Here is a 19,322-nt window from a genome sequence, read left to right as displayed (position 1 = left end):
CCCTATATATACAAGCAAGGCAAGAATATAAATTAATGTCAACTTTTGAAATGGATATTAAGGATAGGGTTAAGCGGGAAACAGCAAAACTTATGAAAAACAGAGGTTATCCCATTTCCGAGATTTTGTTAATGACCGGACTTCCCGAATCAGAGATTGAGGAACTGTAAATTAGGGGAAGAAAACCCCTTTTTCGGAGAAAGGTGTTTTCCTCCCCTATGTCCCCTCCTTTCTCCAAAATTCCGCTTAGGGGCTCCGCCCCTAAGAACCCGCATTGTTATCAAATTTTTAGTTTAATCTTTAATTGAGATTGTGAACAGAAGGATTTGGGTAAAACTAAAGATTCAAATAAAAAATTCTAAATATTAACTATCATCTCTTATTTTGGTGAAAACTGATCATTTCCAACTACAACAAATTAAATAGTTAATACAACACCGCCATGGACGGCGGTGGTTCCAAACTTCCAAGAGTTTTAGACACAAGTCTAAAACTCTAAGATGAAAAATGTACACGGATGTACATTTTTCATCGACTCAAGGCCGCCAAGCCAAGCGGAAGCCAATATCTAAGTTCCCGTAGCCAGGGTCGCGGTTAAACCGAAAGCCTACAGTGCAGTTCTTCGCGCTATCGTACCAGCTGCCGCCGCGTAGAACACGGTAAGAGCCTGATGCGGCACCCTGAGGATCGGTAACAATACCGCCTTGCTTATAAGCATCATCGTTTGATGCAGGGTTATTATACCAATCAAAACACCATTCCCAGACATTCCCGCTCATATCATATAAACCGAGTGCATTCGCCCGCTTTTTTCCTACCGGATGAGTTTTATTTCCTGAATTACCTCTATACCATGCAACCTCTCCTGTTTCAGCCGTATCCCATTTATCTTTGGCTCCGCTTGCACTGTTTAGTTTGGTCAGCCATACTTCCCCGTATTGTGCCGCATTTGTTTTATCGCTTCCCTGCCAACGTGCCGCATATTCCCACTCGGCTTCCGTAGGAAGTCTAAAGCCTTTTTTACTCATATCGGCATAGGCTGCATCACAATCAGCTGTTGCCGTCGCATCTTTTAATACAACCGTATGATCGTCCTTTTTGCGGTAGACGCATTCGGTATCGGCTTTACCTTCAGCCTGCATTTGAGTATACGCATTACACCATACTATGCAGTCCCGCCAACTTACTTCAGTTACAGGCTCTTTTTTTGCACCTGTAGGGGCTGCTCCTACGGTTCCATGACTGCCTTCTTTTCCCTTATTAGCAAAGGTGTAGCCATTACTTTCTGCCCATGTGAGTACCTCGTGCTATAACTCATACGTTACCTCTGTCTTGCCGAGCTTGTAGGGGCTTAATTTTACCTTTCGGTCTTTAATAAATACGCCTTTCCACCAAGCATCAGTTCCGGGTAAGGTTAAGGGGTCTACTTCTTTGCCTGTAATGGTTACCTCGGAAATTTCTACAAACTCATATGTAGCTTCAGAGGGTGTGGGTGTTTCTCCACCTGAGTTACCTGAATTTCCGCCTGCATTGTTCGGACAGGCTATAAAAACCAGTGCCAATATTGCGGCTATGATGAGTGCCGCGACTCCATTAACTGTGAAGGCTTTTGCCTTCTTGTTTTTGTTTGTTTTAAACTTTGTCATAAGTTCCTCCTGCCAAAGTTAATTTTTAATTTAACCGCCGAGCGATCAAAAATGTGCATGGACGCACATTTTTGATCTTAGAGTTTTGCGTAAGCAAAACTCTAAGAGTCTTAACCACCGCCATCCGTGGCGGTTTTAAGGGAGTCTTTGTAATGACATCCTTAATAAGCCTCTGGTAAATTGAGCAAAGCTCAACTCTTGGCGTGCATTGTATTTATAACTGCTGTCGGTGTGTTTGTCTATCATTACGGTACAGTGTAACATGTTTCCACACAAATATCAACCTTATCGTAATATCAATTTTATCAAATTTGTAATATCCTAAAATTAAAAAAAAACGGTTTCTTTCGTTGACAAGCTCTAATTTTATTCTTATTATATAACCCAAGATTTTAGCAGGGAATCTCAAAACGGAAAAAAGGCTATGTACAAAAAAGACTTGGATCTTACCGAAGGCGTAATTTGGAAAACTTTGATAATATTTACTCTTCCCATTTTGGCAGGAAACTTTTTTCAGCATTTATATACGGCAGCCGATGCCGTCATTGTGGGGAAGTTTACAGGTAAGGAAGGTCTTGCGGCAATCGATTCCGTTTTAAGTTTATTAAAACTGCCGATAAATCTTTTCAGCGGACTTTCGGCGGGGGCTACGATTATTATTTCCCAATTATTCGGTGCAAAAAAAATCAAGGAACTCTTTACTGCAATCCACACTTCAATAGGCCTAACCCTTATTGCGGGCATAAGTCTTTCGATAATCGGAGTTCTTATTTCTCCACTGCTTCTTTTTATGATGGGCGTTCCTCAAGATATTTTTGAGATGACATTGAGCTATGTCAGAATTTATTTTGCGGGAATGGGAATCTCCCTTTTTTATAATATCGGTTCGGGAATTTTGCGTGCAATGGGAAATTCCAAAACGCCCTTCTATGCCCTGATAGTTTCTTCAATATTAAACGTAATCTTAGACCTAATCTTTATAGGAATCTTTAAGTGGGGAATCGGAGGAGCAGCCCTTGCGACCGTGCTTTCGCAGCTTATAAGTGCAGTAATAATTCTTTTTGCTCTCACCAAAAAAACGGGATACTGTCCATTGCTCCTTAGCAAGATAAAAATTGACAGGTTATCTTCTATCAAGATTGCAAGGCTCGGACTTCCTATCGGCATACAGTCAGCCTTCTTCCCCATAGCCAATATGATAATTCAGGCAACTGTAAACGGTACGGGAACGGACAACATTGCGGCGTGTGCGCTTTGCGGCAAGCTGGACTTTTTAATTTGGATATTACTCGAAGCCATGACCACATCGGTTGCAACCTTTGTTGCTCAAAATTACGGTGCAAGAAAATATGACCGCATTACCGGAGTTGTGCGGATAGGGCTTATTATGTCCGGCATTATAATAGGAAGCATTTGTGTAATGCTTTATTTTTGGAATGTCCCCTTGGGAAAACTTTTTATCAACTCAAAGGATTACGAGGTTCTTATAATAAGCGAAAAACTTATGCATATCCTTGCGCCCTTTTATACGGTCTTCATCTTTACCGAAGTTTTTTCGGCGGCCATCCATGCAACGGGAGAAACTTTTAAGCCCATGCTTATAACCCTCCTCGGAGTTTGTGCCTCCCGCATTGTCTGGATATTTTTATTTGTTCCGATAAACCCTGTAATCGAAATGATTGTTCTAGCCTTCCCTATTTCATGGACTTTGACAAGCATTATATTTACGGTCTATTATTTTATCTACAGAAAAAAATTATATCAAGTTCGATAATAGCTTATTTTAATCACACCTTAAACTTTGCGATTTCCGAAGCAACCCCGGAAGCCGTTTCTTTATTCACTCTTGCAGTATCGCTTACTTCCTGAATATTCTTATTTACCTGCCCTACCCCAACCGACATCTCTGTCATCCTTTGAGTTATATTTTCCGAAAGGGAAGAAAGAGTTTTAAGCTCTTGTGAAATTTTTTCTATCTTTAAAAGCATTTCATCGGAACCCTCTTTTACAGCTTGGCTTACCTCTTCCATTCCGTGTATTTCATTTAAGACAACTTCCGCATCTTTGAGCTGCTCATTCATGGTTCTTATCATTCCGTCTTCATGGCGGTAAATAAAATCCATCATAGAACTTATCTTTTCAAACTGCTCGGAAACACGGGGTCCGACACCGTTTAGATTTTCGATCTTGCTTTTTAATTCTTCCAAAACCTTTGTAATATTTTTACCCTGCTCTCCGGATTCTTCGGCAAGCTTTCTGATCTCATCGGCAACAACGGCAAAACCCTTTCCGGCTTCTCCGGCATGAGCAGCTTCAATTGCAGCATTCATTGCAAGAAGGTTTGTCTGACTTGCCGTATTTTGTATAACGGAAATTGCATCCAAAAGTCCATCAGATTGCTCGGTTACGATCCTGGTAATATCTACGACGGATTTTACGGTTTCTTTTCCTTGGTGAGTTGTCTGTTCAAGTTCTTTAATGGCTTTTAAATTATCTTGCGCCCTTCCTCTTACACCTTCAATATTTGAAACTATTTCTACTACAGCCTTTGTAGAAGACATAAAACTTTCAGTTTGATTGTCAATATGAACATCAAGCTCTGAAATACCTCTGGATATTTCATCCACCTTGCTGACCGCATTTTCTACACTGGAGTTTTGAGTGAGAACCTGCCCTCTAACTCCATCAATATTTGCCGTAATCTCATTTAAGGCGGCAGCGGATTCTACCATATTGGCAGATAAATTTTCGCACATCCCCTGCATCTTGTCGGTATGCTTCCCAATATTTGCCAAGGAAGCACTAACCTTCTCTATTGCGTTATTTAAAACCGAGGTTATACTTCCAACTTCATCATTTGAAACATCAGCCCTTATGCTAAAATCTCCTTCAGCTATTTTATTAAATACGGAATTCATTTTAGCGAAACGGGCAAAAGAGAGTCTTAATAAAAAGGAGCTGAGCAATAGCACAATAAGAAAAATACCAAATGACCAAATAATAGGCAGGCGTAAAATTAAAAGTATAGATGGAACAAAATCACTCATAGGAGCAAAAAGCATAATTGAATAGGGTAAATTTTTTAATTGTTTTTTTGCAATAATGGCCTTACCTAAATCTTTATCCGTGCAATAATAAAGCCCGGAGACACCTTCCACAGGAATAAGGCTGCCCGTAATAAGTTCTATTTTTTTTCCGATTAACTCGGAATTTGAGGATATTATAACATCATCATCCTTTCCAATAAAACTCAGCCAGGAATTATCACTGGGCATGGATTGTTTCATTTTTTCTACAGCCTTATCCAAATTAACGGCCACGCCTGCAAGCCCTAAGACTTCGCCTTTATTATTAGCAACTTTATAATCGAACCAAAAATTTACGGTTCCTAAAGTTTTATTGTAGTCAATGCTATAAAAGATCTCGTCTTTTTTATTTAAAATATCATAAAACCATGAATCGACCGCGTTATTTTCAGATAATTTATCCCGCACAATCTTTTTATCTTTAACTACATAATAAGAACCGGTCAATCCGGAAGCGGCAAAACAGGTACTGAACTTTTCATCGCTTGCCAACTTTAACATCATGGCTTTAATATCTTCCCCGTCTTTTCCATCCTCTTCATAAGATTCGAACCATCTTATTAAATTGTTCTGCCTTGCAAAATTTCTTGAAATAGTTAAACCGCTTTCAATATCTCTTTGCAGCTCCGAAAAGGAAGAGTCCAAAATATAATGAATGTTTTTATAAAAAACATCCTCTATAAATGATCGTATATAATAAATGGTTGAAGTTAAAGCTCCAAATACGACAATAACCAAGGTAAGCGTCAAAAATAAATTTACAGATGTCCGAATTTTCATTATAGATAGCCTCAAACTAAATATTTATTTCTCATTTTAATATATTTTGTCAAAATTATCTAGTAATAAAAGAAAAAAAATTGAAATCAACACGAATGAAAATTCTTAATTAAGATCTCAAAAAGATATTGGCAACATTATTAAAATATATTATAATATAAAAGTGAGTTTTTACGTAAAAAATTTTGCAGTCAAACGCCGTTCTCTCCTCATTTTTGCAGTCATAATGTGCTGTCTGTCTTTTTTTTCTTGTGTAAGCACAAAAAAAGCGGTTGCAGAAGATAAGTCCGTAGGTTCCATAGAACAAAATGGAGCAGGTTTAAAACCGATAGGGGAAGGCACCATTCTATCTCTCCCCGGAAAAAATGAACTTGCCGAAAAAAAGCTCGATTCAACCCTTGCAGCCCTCATCGAAAAAGGCTCCCCTGTAAGCCTAAAAGAGGCGGTTCTTTTTATTCAAAATGACAGCAAGGGGCTCACAAACGAAAACAAACTTTACCTAAAAATAATTGCAGATATAATGTATCTTGCATATCCTTTAGAAACAAATGGAGTCAAACCGCCCGCCTATACCGAAGATGAACCTTATTTACAGGCTCTAAAAGAGGTAAAATCCGGATTATATCCTGTTTCAACAAAAAAAGACGGTTTTTTAGGCCTTATAATTCCTACATTGGTTTTAGCCAATGATGATTTTTCCGGTACAACGCTCGCACAATATTCCGAGGATATAGAATCAAGACTTACGGAGGCTCAAAAACTAAGGCCTCAGTCCGTCCTAGCCTATTATCTTTTAGGTCTTTATAAGGAAAAAACCAATAAATTGACCGAGGCCGTTACCCTATACCAAAAAGCTTGGCAGCTTGATTCCTCTTGCTATCCTGCCGGTTTTAAATACGGGCACTTTGCTGCAGAATCGGGTAACGGAACAGAAACCTTAAAAATAGCCGACGCACTAAACAGCCTCTACAATGACAATACTGAAGTTAAACTCTTATATGCTCAAGCCCATATAGCAAAAAACGATTTAAACAAGGCTTCGGAGAACATTGTATCGGTCCTAAAAAAAGAGCCTGAAAACATCTCAGCCCTCCTTTTACGGATAAGAATATTAATAGAACAAAAAGAGTACCTAAAGGCAAACTCTCTTTTGGATGCTTATTCAACCAAAAACAAAACTGCAAAAAACTATCTTCTATATAGAGCCCGTGTAACAAAAGAATGGAATAAAAATCTGATTCGGGCATCCGAATTTTTAACCGAAGCTTATAAATACTACCCTGAAGATTTTAATGTTCTTTTAGCCTGTGCAGAGATTTGCTTTGAAGCTTCAACCAAAATAGACAATAAACCGGCTGACTTTTTTATCCGCAAAGTCTTGGAAGCTTACCCGAAAAATACGGCTGCCTTAGCCCTATTGGTAAAAAACGATATTAATAACGGAAAATGGGCACAGGCAGTAGAATCTGCTGAAGACTTAGCCGCTAAATACCCCAGCGAGGCAAACAAAGAACTTCTATTAACCTCATACCTTGGTGCAGGTCAAACATCAAAAGCTCTCAGCCTTGCAAAGCAGCTTTATGCAAATACAAAAAATCCTTCAAATTCCTTTATAAATCTCTATATGGAAGCTTTATATGCCGGAAAAGATTATCAAACCGTAAAGCAGGTAATAAATCAAAAAATGAAGGGAGCCGATTCTCAGCTTAAATCGATTTTGTATTACTATAATGCAAAACTGGAACAAGGGAATTCGAGTGAATATTTAAATTTTCTACAATCAAGTCTCCTGTCAAATCCGCGAAACAAAGACTCTCTTTTTGCTATGTATGAATGGTATTTAAAAACTAAAGATTATAAAAAAGCAAAATATTATCTCGGTCAAGTATTGGCCTTAGATCCTTCAAATAAGAATCTCGTTAATTTATCGGAAAACCTGGATAAATTACTTGCCGATTAACAAAAAAAAGTGTATTATAGAAGCATAGAGTGATCTTATCATCATTTAAGGAGTATAAAATGGATAAATATGTATGCGATTTATGCGGATATGTGTATGATCCGGCTTTAGGCGATCCCGACGGCGGAATTGCTCCCGGAACAGCATTTGAAGATATACCTGATGATTGGGTATGCCCCCTTTGCGGAGTAGGAAAAGAAAGCTTTACAAAGGTGTGATGCTTTAAGCTATCAAAAACTGAGCCGGCTTTTAAAACAGGGGCCGGCTTTATTCGTGCGGAGGGTTTAATACCCCGACGCTTGCGTCGTAACGAAGGGTATTAAAGCCGACTGCAACCACCTTATGAGAACATACAGTGCGAAACATTGAGTACTGTACCCCGACCTCGCGTCGGGGTTGTTGATTTATAAAAAAGTTAAATTTGGGAGAGGTTATGGAAATCAAAGATTTTATAAACACAATAGGTTATGACGGAAATTCCGCCATAGTAGATAAGGCAAGACTATCAAAAAATTCAAATAAAAATCTTGACCAACTTTTAGAATCCGGAGCTTTTAGGGCTGCGGCAGCCTATGCCGTTTATACCGAATCCGAAGAAGACCTTCAAAAGGTGGCTGATGAATATAATAAAATTTCCCATTCAAATTACAAAAAAGAACAAATCAAGAGGCTTTTCGGAGTCTCTAAGGTAGAAGTAAAAAAGAAATTAGTCTGGTAGGGCTCTGCTTTTTTTACTTAATCTTTATAATCACAAAAAAAACCGTGAAGGGTGCTGCCTTTCACGGTTTTTTTTGTGATAGTTTTACGGATTATTTTTCGCTCAAAAGCATGGTTTTAGCATCAAAAGAAGATCCGGTATCGGAAGCTCCGTTTCCGTGTTCCTTTAATGCCTTAATCCTTACAAAATCCCCGTCATTTTCAAGATAGAGAAGTACATCAATGTCATCAATATACTTCTTCAAGCTCTCATCGATTTCAAAAGAAGCAACATCTGCAGCAGCCGTATACCAAACAGCTACGTCCATTTCTTTTGCAAAGGCCTTCATTGCCTTCATTGCTTCAGGCAGGGCTTTTGCAAAGTTAAAGTCGTCAATCATAACTACTGACGGCTTTGAGCCTCCTTCGGACAAGGCCCTGATTGTCTTTAAAATCTGAGTAGTTCTAACAGTATCTTGATTAAAGTTTAAGACAATCCTCTTTGAAAAGGCTTGCGCCTTTATTTCCGGAGCATTGCCGAGGTTCTTTTTCTTTGCCAGCTCGTTAAACATATCGTTATACCAAGTTATGGCATAGTCTACATGCTGACTGAACGATATATGAACAACAGGTTTGTCCTGTAAGAGTTTATCCAAACCAAACTGAACCAAAATAGATGTTTTTCCCACACCTTTTTTTGATGTAACAACACCTACCTCACCTGCTGCCAAGCCGCCGCCGAGAGCTTTTTCAAGTTTTCTCATCGGGCTTTTTTCAATCAAATCTTCTTTAAGCATTACAGAGCCTCCTTATTTTTTTTCTGCAAGCCTTTTAGCTTCGTATTCTTTTATCAGTTCTTCCGAAATACTTGCCGGAGCCTTGCCGTACTTGGCAAATTCCATAGAGTATTCAGCCTTTCCCTGTGTTGAAGAACGCAGAATGGTAGAAAATCCGAACATTTCGCTTAACGGAACTTCGGCATCTACACGGGTAAAGTTATCGTCTTCAGTTGATGAAATAATAATTCCGCGCCTTTGATTTATGAGACCGAAGATATTACCTTGGAATTCCTGAGGTCCTTCGATTGAAACCTTCATAATGGGCTCAAGAATTGCAGGTTTTGCAGCCTTGTAAGCCTCACGGAAGGCTCCGATTGCAGCAGCTTGGAAGGCCATATCCGAGGAGTCTACAGGGTGGGACTGCCCGTCATTTATAGTAACCTTAGTTCCGACAATCGGGAATCCGATGAGGGTTCCCCTCTTAATGGCTTCCTTAAAGCCCTTATCGCAAGAAGGTATAAATTCCGAAGGAATTGCTCCTCCCTTTATCTGATTGTCAAACTCATAATCTTGCTCGGTGCAAGGCTCGATAAAGCCTGCAACACGGCCGAACTGACCGGAACCGCCTGTCTGCTTTTTGTGAGTATAGTTAAAATCTGCCCTCTGGGTAATAGCTTCTCTGTAAGCAACCTGAGGCATACCTGTTTCAACATCACACTTATATTCTCTCTTCATTCGCTCAATATAAACTTCCAAGTGAAGCTCGCCCATACCCTGAATAATGGTCTGGTTCGATTCCTTGTCTACATAGCTCCTAAAAGTCGGGTCTTCTTTTGTAAAGCGGTTAAGAGCCTTGGACATTTGATCGGCAGCCTGCTTATCTTTCGGTGTAAGCGAAAGAGAGATAACGGGATCCGGAACATACATGGAACTCATTGCATAGTTTAGGTTTTCTCCGCAGAATGTATCTCCCGAAGCACAGTCGATACCGAAAAGAGCTACAATGTCGCCGGGACCACCCTCGTTAATATCTTCCATAGTTGCGGAGTTCATTCGAACCAAACGGCCTACCTTAAACTTCTTTTTGGCACGGGTATTAAATAACTCCTCACCCTTCTTTAAAGTTCCTTGATAAACTCGGACATAGGTAAGCTGTCCGTATTTTCCGTCTTCAAGCTTAAAGCCTAATGCAACTACCGGAGCATTTTCATCCGTACCAAGAACGACCGGCTTTTCATTTTCATCGAGATCTAAAGCCGTATTTTCGATTTCTGTCGGATCGGGGAGATAATAACCTACCGCATCCAAAAGGGGCTGGATACCCTTATTTTTATAAGCTGAACCGAGGAAGACGGGAACAAACTGCTCTGCCAGGGTTCCCTTTCTGACTGCGGCTCTTATCATTTCTTCGGTTTCGGCACCTTCCAAAAAGGCTTCTGCCAGTTCATCTGAGAACATGGTAGCGGCATCAATCATTTCTTCCCTGTATTTTTGAGCATCGGCTAAAAGATGCTGGGGAATTTCGGCCATGCGGATCTGGGTACCGTTTTCGCCTTCAAAATACATAGCCTTCATAGTAACAAGGTCTACAACGCCTTCAAGCTTATCTTCCAAACCTATGGGAATCTGCATCATATAAGCATTGAGCCCTAGTTTTTCCCTAAGCTGCATCCTAACTTTAAACGGGTTAGCACCGGTTCTGTCGCACTTATTTACAAATGCAATTCGGGGAACATGATAGCGTTTTAACTGTCTGTCAACAGTGATAGATTGGGACTGAACACCTCCGACAGAACAAAGAACCAAGATAGCTCCGTCCAAAACGCGTAAAGAACGTTCAACTTCGATTGTGAAGTCTACGTGCCCGGGAGTGTCAATTACGTTAACCGTATAATCCTTCCATTTAACCTGAGTTGAAGCTGACTGAATCGTGATACCTCGTTCCTTTTCAAGCTCCATATTATCCATCGTAGCACCCACACCGTCTTTTCCGCGGACCTCGTGTAAAGCATGAATTCTATCACAATAAAAAAGAATTCGTTCCGAAAGAGTTGTTTTACCGGAGTCAATGTGAGCACTAATACCGATATTTCTCATCTTAGAAATATCATTACCCATAATCAATACCTCATCTTTATAGATTTTTAGGAGCAAACTGCCGAGTTTCTCCTAAATGATTTTATAAAACCGAAAAGTCATAATACTTTTCAAGATACAAGACGTTACAGTATAATAAAAAAAAGAATAATATACAAGGGGGTCGATTAAAAATGTACATCCTTGTACATTTTTAATCTTAGAGTTTTGCTTACGCAAAACTCTCAAGTTTGGAACCATGGACATCCGTGTCCATTTATGAATGTACATCCTTGTACATTTTTCATCCGCCGTCCATGGCGGATAAAAATATTGACAAAAAAAAGGGAGTCCGTATTCCGAACTCCCCTTTGAACTACCACCTGAAGTGTGCAAAAGCTTTGTTTGCTTCGGCCATTCTGTGAACTTCTTCCTTCTTTTTGAAGGCTGTTCCGGTGTTGTTGTATGCATCGATCAGCTCTGAAGCCAATCTTTCGGACATCTCATGACCGCTTCTTTTTCGAGCAGCACCGATAATCCAGCGCATAGCCAAGGCTTCTCGCCTTCCCTCCGGAATGTCCATCGGAACCTGATAGGTGGCACCTCCGACTCGGCGGGATTTTACTTCAACAACGGGTTTTACGTTGTCCAAGGCCTTTGAAAAAACGGCCAATGGCTCTTCGCCGGTCTTTTCCTTGATTTTATCAAAAGAATCGTACATGATCTTTGTAGTAATGCTCTTTTTTCCTGAAAGCATCATTCTTCCGATAAAGCGGGTAACTACCACGCTATTGTACTTGCTGTCGGGAGCAACAGGGCGTCTTGCAGTAATTTTTCCTCTACCCATTTTTTACCCCCTAAGCCTTGGGCCTCTTGGCTCCGTACTTGGAGCGGCCTCGTTTTCTGTCTTCTACACCGAGAGCGTCTTTAGTACCGCGTATAATGTGATAGCGTACACCCGGGAGGTCCTTAACACGTCCGCCTCTTACGAGAACAACGGAGTGTTCCTGCAAGTTGTGTCCGATACCGGGAATATAAGCGGTTACTTCGATTCCGTTACTTAAACGGATACGGGCAACCTTTCTTAAGGCCGAGTTCGGTTTTTTAGGCGTAATCGTCTTAACGCTGGTGCAAACACCGCGCTTTTGGGGGCAAGACTGTAAAGCAGGACTCTTTGTCTTAACTGCAGCAGATTTGCGTCCCTTTTTTATCAATTGATTAATTGTAGGCATAAGCCTTATCTCCTTAATTTATCCGCCAGCACTACGGAATATCAGAAAGTACAGTATAACATAAATTTTAAAAAAAAGTCAATGCCGTAAAAAGGTGTTTTTACTTAAATCTCCCCGGAGGCTTCGGATGATGTTTTTTTGCATAAATTGTCTTAAAAAGGTGCTTTAAACTTAAAATGGGACGTTTAAATAAAAGTCTCGGTCCTGCATACCTCATTACCTTTCTTATTTTTTCACGCATATCGCTTTTATAGCAATGCACAGGACAGACATTGCAAAAAGGCTTTTTTTCATCATTTCTGCGATAAATGCAGGTTTCAATCCTCTTTGATGCATATAAAAAAAGCTCATCAAGCTCCTCATCACTCATTTCTCTTCCTTTAAAAGAGCGGTACATATCTATCATAATAGCAATGAGCTTTTTTTCTTGTTCTTTTTTATCTTTGTTCAACACAACCCGCATCTGCTTTTATTGCCGATTTTTCATCATCCGGAAGAGTTTTTATCTTAAAGATAAATACGTAATATTTAGCCAAAAATACACAGGCTATTAAGATTCGGGCATAGGGCTTAGCCGAAAAATAAAAAGCGGCAACAAGCATGATTGAGGCAAAGGAAAGTATGATAAGCTTGTTTTTTAAAGTCATACCCTTTTTTTCGTAAAAGCTTTGAATGTATTTTTTATGAAAAGATGTGCTCATAAACCATTGTTTTAGTCTTTCCGAGCCCCTAGCAAAGCATACGACTGTTACTAAAAAAAAGGGCGTTGTCGGTAAAATAGGCATAATAATACCTATAACTCCAAGGCCCAGACAAATAAAGCCCAACACAATCCAAAAAATATTTATTATCTTCATAATCCTCACACCTCTAGTTAGTCGTAATTTACGTTATTTTTTAATTTTTATCAAGTAATCAGTCTTGGAAGTTTTTTCAAGATGCCCGGCCCTAAGTCCGCGATTTTTTTAGTAAAAAGATACTTAAAATAGAGAATATAAAAATAGGAGTCCACGCTCCTGCAAGGGGCGAGATATATTCCCACTTGGCACTTAACATAGTAACCATTTCCGTAACGTAGAAAAGAGTTGCTATTCCCAAACTGAATAAGATACTCATCAGCAGGATATTCTTTTTAAATTTACCGCCCAAAGAAATCGAAAAAAACAAGACTATAAAAATAGTAAACGGAAACGAAAAGCGCCTGTGATATTTTGAAAGAGCCTCATAATAAGGAAGGCCGTTCTTTTTAAGAGCTGCTATAAATTCTTTTGCTTCCGAAATTCTCATTTCATCTACCGAGCTTAGATTTTTTTGAAAATTGGCCGGAGGCTCTGAAAGAATTATATTATCGGGAATATTGTTCAAGCAGCTTACACTATTTTTTTCATCAAATCGGTAGACTTCAGCACTGTCAGTAGTCCAACGGTCTTCATTCCAGACCATATGAGAGCTTTTAATAACCAACGATAAATTTCCATCCTCATCACGGACTATTATGTAGGCATTTGCAAGAGTTTGATTTTCTGCATTAAAATAATCGGCCGTGTATACGATTTTTCCGAGTTCGGATAAAATTACCAAGTCTTGAGTATCCAAACTTTCTTCTTCTTGCAAAAGTTTTTTTGAAAGCTGCGTTTTTTCATAAAAATACTTTATAACCACATTGTCTTCAAAAAAAATCATCCCTACGGAAAAGAAAAATCCTAAAACCAAAAGGGGAAGAGTAAAACGCCCTAACGATATTCCCGCCGAAAATATCGATGTAAGTTCATTTTGTGCATATAAATTTCCCATTGTATATGAGCCGGCAAAAAGAATTGCCAAGGGCACGGAATAAGCAATACATTTAGGAATGTAGAGCCACATAACTTTTACAATATCTTTAAACTGCGCTCCGTTTTGAAGATAGGCAACTATATTGGCAAATAAGTCTCCCAGCTGTAAAAGCAAGATAAAAAAAAGCATTGCTACAACGAAGGTTGGTATAAAAAGTTTAAGCAAGTATCTTTGAAGCAGCTTCATTTTAACAACCTCTTTATTGCAATCACAGCCGTGCAGATTACCAACAAAACATTCGGAAACCACATTACAAGAGCTCCGTTTATATTTAGGCCCGATTCAAGGCAGAGCATTTGCCCTCCTATCAAAAAAGCCCAATAAGCAACTGAAATTAAAAGCCCCACGATAAAGCCCGTACTCTGATCATAGGTCTTACCGGCACGGCTTATAGCAAAAGCCAACAATACAAAAAAGAAGGCACCGAAGGGAACAGAAAATTTACGGTGAAGCTCCATAATATAGATATTCAAAAGACGCGGACTTGTATCACCGGCTTCCTTTTTTTGCTTTATATCTTTTATTAGATCATAAGAAGTCATCTTGTCGGGGCCTGAACTTGAAATAAACTTAGGGGCAACATCTTTTGCAAGAACATTGTAGGTTATACTTTCCCCATAGACAACATCAAATTTAGATCTATTGTTTAAATCCAAATTTAAAAGACGGGGATTGAGCATTTCAAGCTGCATGATAATCGATCTGTCGTTGGATTTTTTTACATCGGTTTGAGATGAAGATAAAAATCTTTTTGCCCCCCTCTGGCTTGAATCGATTATTAAAAGATCATGGATTGAATTATCCTTTATCAAACCTGAAACAACTATCGAATTTTCATTACGCTTAACCGAATAAGACTCAAGTTCAAGAGCAGGAGTTGAAGAAGCAATATTGTAAAGCACCTCATTAAATTTTATCGTCCCGCGCGGAATCAAAATATCGTTTGTTATAAACGAACCTACCGAAACAAAAACTCCTAAAGCAAAAACCGGAATCAAAATAAAGGAGGTCGAAATTCCTAGAGCATTCATCGAAATAAATTCATGGTCTGCCGAAAAGCGGCCTAAGCACATGAGGGTTCCGATTAAGGCTGCATATGGAGCTGTTGTAGCTATTATAAACGGAAGAGAATAAAACAAGAGCAATAAAACATCTTTTGTGGGAGCCTTTTTAGAGAGGATTTCTTCTGCCATTAAAAGAATCTGATTTACAAAAAAAATAAAAAAGAAAAACAAAAAAGAAACTATAAAATATAAAAGGAGTTCTTTAAAAACATATACAAAGATTGTTTTATGATTAAACGACAGACCTCTCATAAACTACGCTCTTTTTAATCATGCTATTCCCGTAGAACCGTAGCCCCCTGCTCCGCGTTCGGTATTGGAAAGCTCATCCTTTTGAAGAAAATCAGCCTGAATAGCTTGGGCAATAACGGCTTGGGCGATGCGGTCCCCGTTTTCTATTTTAAAGTCTTCATTTCCGAGATTTATTAAAAGAACGGCGAGTTCTCCGCGGTAGTCCGAATCTACAGTGCCGGGAGTGTTTAAGACGGTAATGCCGTGTTTTAGGGCAAGCCCCGATCGGGGACGCACTTGAAGCTCAATTCCCTTAGGTAATTCAACCGAAAGGCCTGTAGGAATTAAGCATCTTTGCATGGGTTTTAAGATAATAGGTTCTTCAATAAGGGCCCGCAAATCCGCTCCGGCAGATCCGCTCGTTTTGTATTCCGGTAAAAGGGCACCCTCTTTTAACTTTGTAAAAACTTCCATTTACAATCTCCTAAAATCACCATGCGTAAAATTTAAAAGCATGGGCCGAGTGATCGGCTCCATGCTCCGTTTTATTTGGAACGCTCTTCAAGAGCATCGACATAAGAAAGGTTGAGCCTTCCGAGCTTATCGATTTCCAAAAGTTTAACGGGTATTTCCTGTCCTTCTTTAAGCACATCCGAAACCTTTTCGACTCTGGAGCGTGAAAGTTTTGAAATATGGCAAAGACCTTCTTTTCCGGGAAGTATTTCAACAAAGGCACCGAAGTCCATAATCTTTTTTACGGTTCCGTCATAGACCATTCCGACTTCGGGATCGCTTGTGATGCCCTTAACAATACTCTTTGCGCCTTTAAGATCCGAAGTTCCGTCCTTGCTGTAAATGGTTACGGTACCGTCATTTTCGGTATTGATTGTTACATTATACTTATCCGAAATGGCTTTTACATTCTTTCCGCCGGGGCCGATTAGTGCACCGATCTTGTCTTCGGGTATTGTCATCATCTCAACCCTTGGAGCATATTGGGAAAGTTCCGCATTGGGAGCGGAAATACACTGGTTCATTATGCCGAGAATATGCATTCTTCCTTCTTTGGCCTGTGCAAGGGCATTTTTCATAATTTCAGGCGAAACACCTGCAATCTTTATGTCCATCTGGAAGCCCGTAATTCCGTCGGCCGTACCTGCAACCTTAAAGTCCATATCGCCTAAGTGATCTTCTTCTCCAAGAATGTCGGAAAGAATGGCGTAGCGGTCATTTCCTTCGGTGATAAGCCCCATGGCAATACCGGCAACCGGCTTTTTCATGGGAACGCCCGCATGAAGCATGGAAAGGGTTCCCGAGCATACGGTAGCCATCGAAGAAGAACCGTTCGATTCCAAGACCTCCGAAACAACACGGACCGTATAGGGGAATTTTTCCCTTTCGGGAACCATCGGATAAAGGGAGCGGTGTGCAAGGTTTCCGTGCCCGATTTCTCTTCGGCCCGTTCCGAGTCTTCCGACCTCCCCTACCGAGAAGGGCGGGAAATTATAGTGAAGAATAAAGTTTTCTCTTCTGTCTCCCTCGATGTCATCATATATCTGTTCGTCAAAGACTGTTCCTATCGTTACAACGCCCAAGGATTGGGTTTCGCCTCGTGTAAAGACTGCCGAACCGTGGGGACGGGGAAGAACTCCGATTTCGCAAGTTATGGGACGAATGTCCTTAGTGCCTCTTCCGTCAACCCGCAAGCCCTTGTCCAAGATATTGGTTCTTAAAATATTATACTCCATCTCTTCAAAGAGGGCGTTAAAAAGTTTAAGCTGAATTTCGTCTTCAAGCTGTTCGGCATATTTTTCGGCCAATTCTTTTTTTACCTTGTCCGATTCTTCTCGGCGTTCCATCTTTGTTGAAAGATAGAGGGTTTTGCTTAAACGGGGGAAGGCTTCGTCATAAATTGCCTGCTTATTTTCGAGCTCGGCTTCAAGGGGAACGAGGGGAAGTTTTTCTTTTCCGGCAAGTTCGCGTAAATCTTCCTGCATCTTGCAAAGAGACTTGATCATTTCATGGGCTTTTTCCAAGGCTGTGAGCATTACCTCTTCGGAAACCTCGTTAGCACCGCCTTCGACCATGGTAATGCCCTCTTTTGTTCCGGCAACTACGATTTCCATATCGGCCGTTTCAATTTGGCTAAATGTCGGGTTTATAATGTATTCTCCGTTTTTATAGGCGACACGGGCAGCTGCAACGGGGCCGTCAAAGGGTATATCCGAAATATGAACAGCTGCAGAGCTTGCGATAACTGCAAGGATGTCGGGCGGGTTTATCATATCCGTTGAAATACAGGTGGGAACCAACTGGATCTCACGTCCGAATTCTTTGTTAAACAAGGGGCGCATGGGCCTGTCTATAAGACGGGAAACAAGGATTTCCTTATCCTTTGGTCTACCCTCTCTTTTTATAAAGCCTCCGGGGATTTTTCCGGCTGCATAATATTTTTCGTTATAATCAACCGTTAGGGGGACATAGTCTAAACCTTCCTGAGCCTGTCCCGAGGCACAGATTGTAGCTAAAATTGCGGAACCGGCATATTCCGCATAAATAGAACCATTGGCCTGTTTTGCCAAATAACCGGTTTCTAAAATTAAATCATGTTCGCCGATTTTATAAGTTACTCTTTTTCTCATTATTTTTCTCTTTGAAAATCTCTTCTTTAAAATTACGTTAATTTTAAAACTCAATAAATAAAGATAAAGGCGCAAGGACAAGAATTCAGTCTTTCTGTCCCTGCACCTTATCAAACTACTTTCTAAGGTTAAGTTCTTTAAGAATAGTTCTATAACCTTCAATGTCTGTTCTGCGGTAGTATTTAAGCAAACTGCGTCTATGACCTACCATGCTGATCAAACCTCGTCGGCTGCCTGCATCTTTAGGATGGTCCTTGCAGTGGTTTGTCAACTGGTTAATTTTTTCGGTCAATAAGGCAATCTGCACCTTTACATCGCCTGTGTCTTTTTCGCTTGCACCGAATTTCTTTACGATCGATGCTTTTTGTTCTTTAGTAACTGCCATTACTTACTCCTTACAAATAAATTCTATAGTGTCAAAATTATTAAGGTCTTTTAGATCAAAAGCTTTTGAATCCTTTTCAGGAAAACACAAGAGCAGCCCGTCGTCATTTATAAGGCAATGAGCTTCTTGTTCTTGCCTGTCTGTTTTTTGAACCAAGACCCTATACTTCCCGCTCTGCGGAAGAATCTGCGATATATATGCCTTGGGAGCAAAAATGCTGTTTTTGTCCTTTACCTCCCACGGCAAACTTACGAAATCAAATAAAAAAGGATAACCCAAAAGCTCTTTTGCAAGGGAAAAATCCCCTAAACGTACAGCCTCCCTGATAGCACTGGAGCTAATCTTAAGGGAGCCTCGATTTACGGGATCTATGGAATCAAAGCAAAAGCCTTTCTGAGGGGCGATTTTTTTTAAATCGTCGACCCCCAATCCTCGGCGATATCCGCAGAAAAAATCGCTGCCTACAGCCAAATACTTCATACGGATAGTCTTTATAAGAATATCAAAGAACGCAGTTCCTTCTATTTTAGCAAAACTTGCGGAAAAGTCAATAAGTACAATGAAATGAAAACCTAATTCCTGAAACTTTTTTAATCTTAGCCTGAGCGATGAAACATCGCCCGAATAAGCCTTATTTTTTACTGCTGCCGGCGAGCGGAAAAAAGTAACAAGCCCCGGAACAAGGGTATTTTCGGCTGCATAGGTCAATACCTGCCGTAAAAGCTTATCATGGCCTTTATGGGGGCCGTCAAAACCGCCCACACTAATCGCTGTTTCTTTTCCTTCGGGGAAAAAATCCGAACCCGTTAAAACAGACTGAGCTGCTTCAACAAGCCCCTCCCACGAAATTATCTTAAAATCATCCATTACTACAGAGCGGATTATATCTTTTTTTCTATTTTGTTTCAA

General features: G+C 40.1%; 18 protein-coding genes and 1 pseudogene. 5 read left to right on the top strand and 14 right to left on the bottom strand.

The window, feature by feature from the left end; translation table 11 throughout:
- Positions 1 to 35 precede the first annotated feature (35 nt).
- A complete protein-coding gene (locus tag TDE_RS13365) occupies positions 36 to 170 on the top strand; it encodes a hypothetical protein (RefSeq protein WP_010956870.1) in 135 nt (44 codons plus the stop codon).
- Positions 171 to 536: 366 nt separating this feature from the next.
- Here TDE_RS13365 and TDE_RS05055 read toward each other — a convergent pair.
- Positions 537 to 1,646: pseudogene (locus TDE_RS05055) on the bottom strand (formylglycine-generating enzyme family protein).
- A 424-nt stretch (positions 1,647 to 2,070) separates the two neighbouring features.
- Here TDE_RS05055 and TDE_RS05050 point away from each other — a divergent pair.
- Entirely contained in the window at positions 2,071 to 3,420 is a 1,350-nt protein-coding gene (locus TDE_RS05050; RefSeq protein WP_002682366.1) for an MATE family efflux transporter, read from the top strand.
- Positions 3,421 to 3,433: 13 nt separating this feature from the next.
- On the opposite strand, the gene TDE_RS05045 is transcribed toward TDE_RS05050, so the two are convergent.
- Positions 3,434 to 5,512, bottom strand: a complete 2,079-nt coding sequence (locus tag TDE_RS05045; protein WP_002682361.1) for a methyl-accepting chemotaxis protein — start codon at positions 5,510 to 5,512, stop codon at positions 3,434 to 3,436.
- Positions 5,513 to 5,675: 163 nt separating this feature from the next.
- Here TDE_RS05045 and TDE_RS05040 point away from each other — a divergent pair, with 163 nt between their 5' ends.
- The 3 genes from TDE_RS05040 to TDE_RS05030 all read left to right on the top strand — a co-directional run bounded on the left by TDE_RS05040 (position 5,676) and on the right by TDE_RS05030 (position 8,190).
- Entirely contained in the window at positions 5,676 to 7,472 is a 1,797-nt protein-coding gene (locus tag TDE_RS05040; protein WP_002682360.1) for a lipoprotein, read from the top strand.
- 59 nt (positions 7,473 to 7,531) lie between these two features.
- The gene (gene rd / locus TDE_RS05035) at positions 7,532 to 7,690 is read left to right on the top strand and encodes a rubredoxin (protein ID WP_002670545.1); all 159 of its coding nucleotides are present in this window, start codon (positions 7,532 to 7,534) and stop codon (positions 7,688 to 7,690) included.
- A 215-nt stretch (positions 7,691 to 7,905) separates the two neighbouring features.
- Complete coding sequence (locus TDE_RS05030; protein ID WP_002670543.1) at positions 7,906 to 8,190, top strand: hypothetical protein; 285 nt, start codon at positions 7,906 to 7,908, stop codon at positions 8,188 to 8,190.
- A 91-nt stretch (positions 8,191 to 8,281) separates the two neighbouring features.
- On the opposite strand, the gene TDE_RS05025 is transcribed toward TDE_RS05030, so the two are convergent.
- The 12 genes from TDE_RS05025 to TDE_RS04970 all read right to left on the bottom strand — a co-directional run bounded on the left by TDE_RS05025 (position 8,282) and on the right by TDE_RS04970 (position 19,280).
- A complete protein-coding gene (locus TDE_RS05025) occupies positions 8,282 to 8,965 on the bottom strand; it encodes an AAA family ATPase (protein ID WP_002670541.1) in 684 nt (227 codons plus the stop codon).
- A gap of 12 nt (positions 8,966 to 8,977) precedes the next feature.
- Positions 8,978 to 11,065 carry an elongation factor G gene (gene fusA, locus TDE_RS05020; protein WP_002682356.1) on the bottom strand — a complete coding sequence of 696 codons (2,088 nt, stop codon included), beginning with the start codon at positions 11,063 to 11,065 and terminating at the stop codon, positions 8,978 to 8,980.
- Between the two features lie 334 nt (positions 11,066 to 11,399).
- Positions 11,400 to 11,870, bottom strand: a complete 471-nt coding sequence (gene rpsG, locus TDE_RS05015) for a 30S ribosomal protein S7 (RefSeq protein ID WP_002670537.1) — start codon at positions 11,868 to 11,870, stop codon at positions 11,400 to 11,402.
- A gap of 10 nt (positions 11,871 to 11,880) precedes the next feature.
- A complete protein-coding gene (rpsL, locus tag TDE_RS05010; protein ID WP_002670535.1) occupies positions 11,881 to 12,255 on the bottom strand; it encodes a 30S ribosomal protein S12 in 375 nt (124 codons plus the stop codon).
- 100 nt (positions 12,256 to 12,355) lie between these two features.
- A complete protein-coding gene (locus TDE_RS05005; RefSeq protein ID WP_002682354.1) occupies positions 12,356 to 12,718 on the bottom strand; it encodes a nitrous oxide-stimulated promoter family protein in 363 nt (120 codons plus the stop codon).
- Positions 12,693 to 13,112: a YbaN family protein gene (locus TDE_RS05000; protein ID WP_002682353.1), complete on the bottom strand. Its 420-nt coding sequence runs from the start codon at positions 13,110 to 13,112 to the stop codon at positions 12,693 to 12,695. Before TDE_RS05000 ends, TDE_RS05005 begins: the two co-directional genes overlap by 26 nt.
- A gap of 91 nt (positions 13,113 to 13,203) precedes the next feature.
- Complete coding sequence (locus TDE_RS04995) at positions 13,204 to 14,277, bottom strand: LptF/LptG family permease (protein WP_002682352.1); 1,074 nt, start codon at positions 14,275 to 14,277, stop codon at positions 13,204 to 13,206.
- Positions 14,274 to 15,407 (bottom strand): LptF/LptG family permease, encoded by a 1,134-nt coding sequence (locus tag TDE_RS04990; protein ID WP_002670521.1) that lies wholly within the window; start codon positions 15,405 to 15,407, stop codon positions 14,274 to 14,276. Before TDE_RS04990 ends, TDE_RS04995 begins: the two co-directional genes overlap by 4 nt.
- Positions 15,408 to 15,425: 18 nt before the next feature.
- Positions 15,426 to 15,860: a dUTP diphosphatase gene (dut, locus tag TDE_RS04985; protein ID WP_002682351.1), complete on the bottom strand. Its 435-nt coding sequence runs from the start codon at positions 15,858 to 15,860 to the stop codon at positions 15,426 to 15,428.
- 71 nt (positions 15,861 to 15,931) lie between these two features.
- Entirely contained in the window at positions 15,932 to 18,028 is a 2,097-nt protein-coding gene (gene pnp, locus TDE_RS04980) for a polyribonucleotide nucleotidyltransferase (protein ID WP_002682350.1), read from the bottom strand.
- 115 nt (positions 18,029 to 18,143) lie between these two features.
- Entirely contained in the window at positions 18,144 to 18,413 is a 270-nt protein-coding gene (gene rpsO, locus TDE_RS04975) for a 30S ribosomal protein S15 (RefSeq protein WP_002671840.1), read from the bottom strand.
- Positions 18,414 to 18,416: 3 nt separating this feature from the next.
- Entirely contained in the window at positions 18,417 to 19,280 is an 864-nt protein-coding gene (locus tag TDE_RS04970) for an FAD synthetase family protein (protein ID WP_002682349.1), read from the bottom strand.
- Positions 19,281 to 19,322 lie beyond the last annotated feature (42 nt).

The sequence above is a fragment of the Treponema denticola ATCC 35405 genome (assembly GCF_000008185.1).
Classification (GTDB): Bacteria; Spirochaetota; Spirochaetia; order Treponematales; family Treponemataceae; genus Treponema_B; species Treponema_B denticola.
Note: the sequence above shows the minus strand (reverse complement) of the source record. Positions and strands in the feature narration are given on the sequence as shown.

Excerpts from the sequence above, each read along its gene's own strand:
- TDE_RS13365 (WP_010956870.1), top strand. The coding sequence starts at position 36 with ATGTCAACTTTTGAAATGGATATTAAGGATAGGGTTAAGCGGGAAACA.
- TDE_RS05050 (WP_002682366.1), top strand. The coding sequence starts at position 2,071 with ATGTACAAAAAAGACTTGGATCTTACCGAAGGCGTAATTTGGAAAACT.
- TDE_RS05045 (WP_002682361.1), bottom strand. The coding sequence starts at position 5,512 with ATGAAAATTCGGACATCTGTAAATTTATTTTTGACGCTTACCTTGGTT.
- rd (WP_002670545.1), top strand. The coding sequence starts at position 7,532 with ATGGATAAATATGTATGCGATTTATGCGGATATGTGTATGATCCGGCT.
- TDE_RS05030 (WP_002670543.1), top strand. The coding sequence starts at position 7,906 with ATGGAAATCAAAGATTTTATAAACACAATAGGTTATGACGGAAATTCC.
- TDE_RS05025 (WP_002670541.1), bottom strand. The coding sequence starts at position 8,965 with ATGCTTAAAGAAGATTTGATTGAAAAAAGCCCGATGAGAAAACTTGAA.
- fusA (WP_002682356.1), bottom strand. The coding sequence starts at position 11,065 with ATGGGTAATGATATTTCTAAGATGAGAAATATCGGTATTAGTGCTCAC.
- rpsG (WP_002670537.1), bottom strand. The coding sequence starts at position 11,870 with ATGGGTAGAGGAAAAATTACTGCAAGACGCCCTGTTGCTCCCGACAGC.
- rpsL (WP_002670535.1), bottom strand. The coding sequence starts at position 12,255 with ATGCCTACAATTAATCAATTGATAAAAAAGGGACGCAAATCTGCTGCA.
- TDE_RS05005 (WP_002682354.1), bottom strand. The coding sequence starts at position 12,718 with ATGCGGGTTGTGTTGAACAAAGATAAAAAAGAACAAGAAAAAAAGCTC.
- TDE_RS05000 (WP_002682353.1), bottom strand. The coding sequence starts at position 13,112 with ATGAAGATAATAAATATTTTTTGGATTGTGTTGGGCTTTATTTGTCTG.
- TDE_RS04995 (WP_002682352.1), bottom strand. The coding sequence starts at position 14,277 with ATGAAGCTGCTTCAAAGATACTTGCTTAAACTTTTTATACCAACCTTC.
- TDE_RS04990 (WP_002670521.1), bottom strand. The coding sequence starts at position 15,407 with ATGAGAGGTCTGTCGTTTAATCATAAAACAATCTTTGTATATGTTTTT.
- dut (WP_002682351.1), bottom strand. The coding sequence starts at position 15,860 with ATGGAAGTTTTTACAAAGTTAAAAGAGGGTGCCCTTTTACCGGAATAC.
- pnp (WP_002682350.1), bottom strand. The coding sequence starts at position 18,028 with ATGAGAAAAAGAGTAACTTATAAAATCGGCGAACATGATTTAATTTTA.
- rpsO (WP_002671840.1), bottom strand. The coding sequence starts at position 18,413 with ATGGCAGTTACTAAAGAACAAAAAGCATCGATCGTAAAGAAATTCGGT.
- TDE_RS04970 (WP_002682349.1), bottom strand. The coding sequence starts at position 19,280 with ATGGATGATTTTAAGATAATTTCGTGGGAGGGGCTTGTTGAAGCAGCT.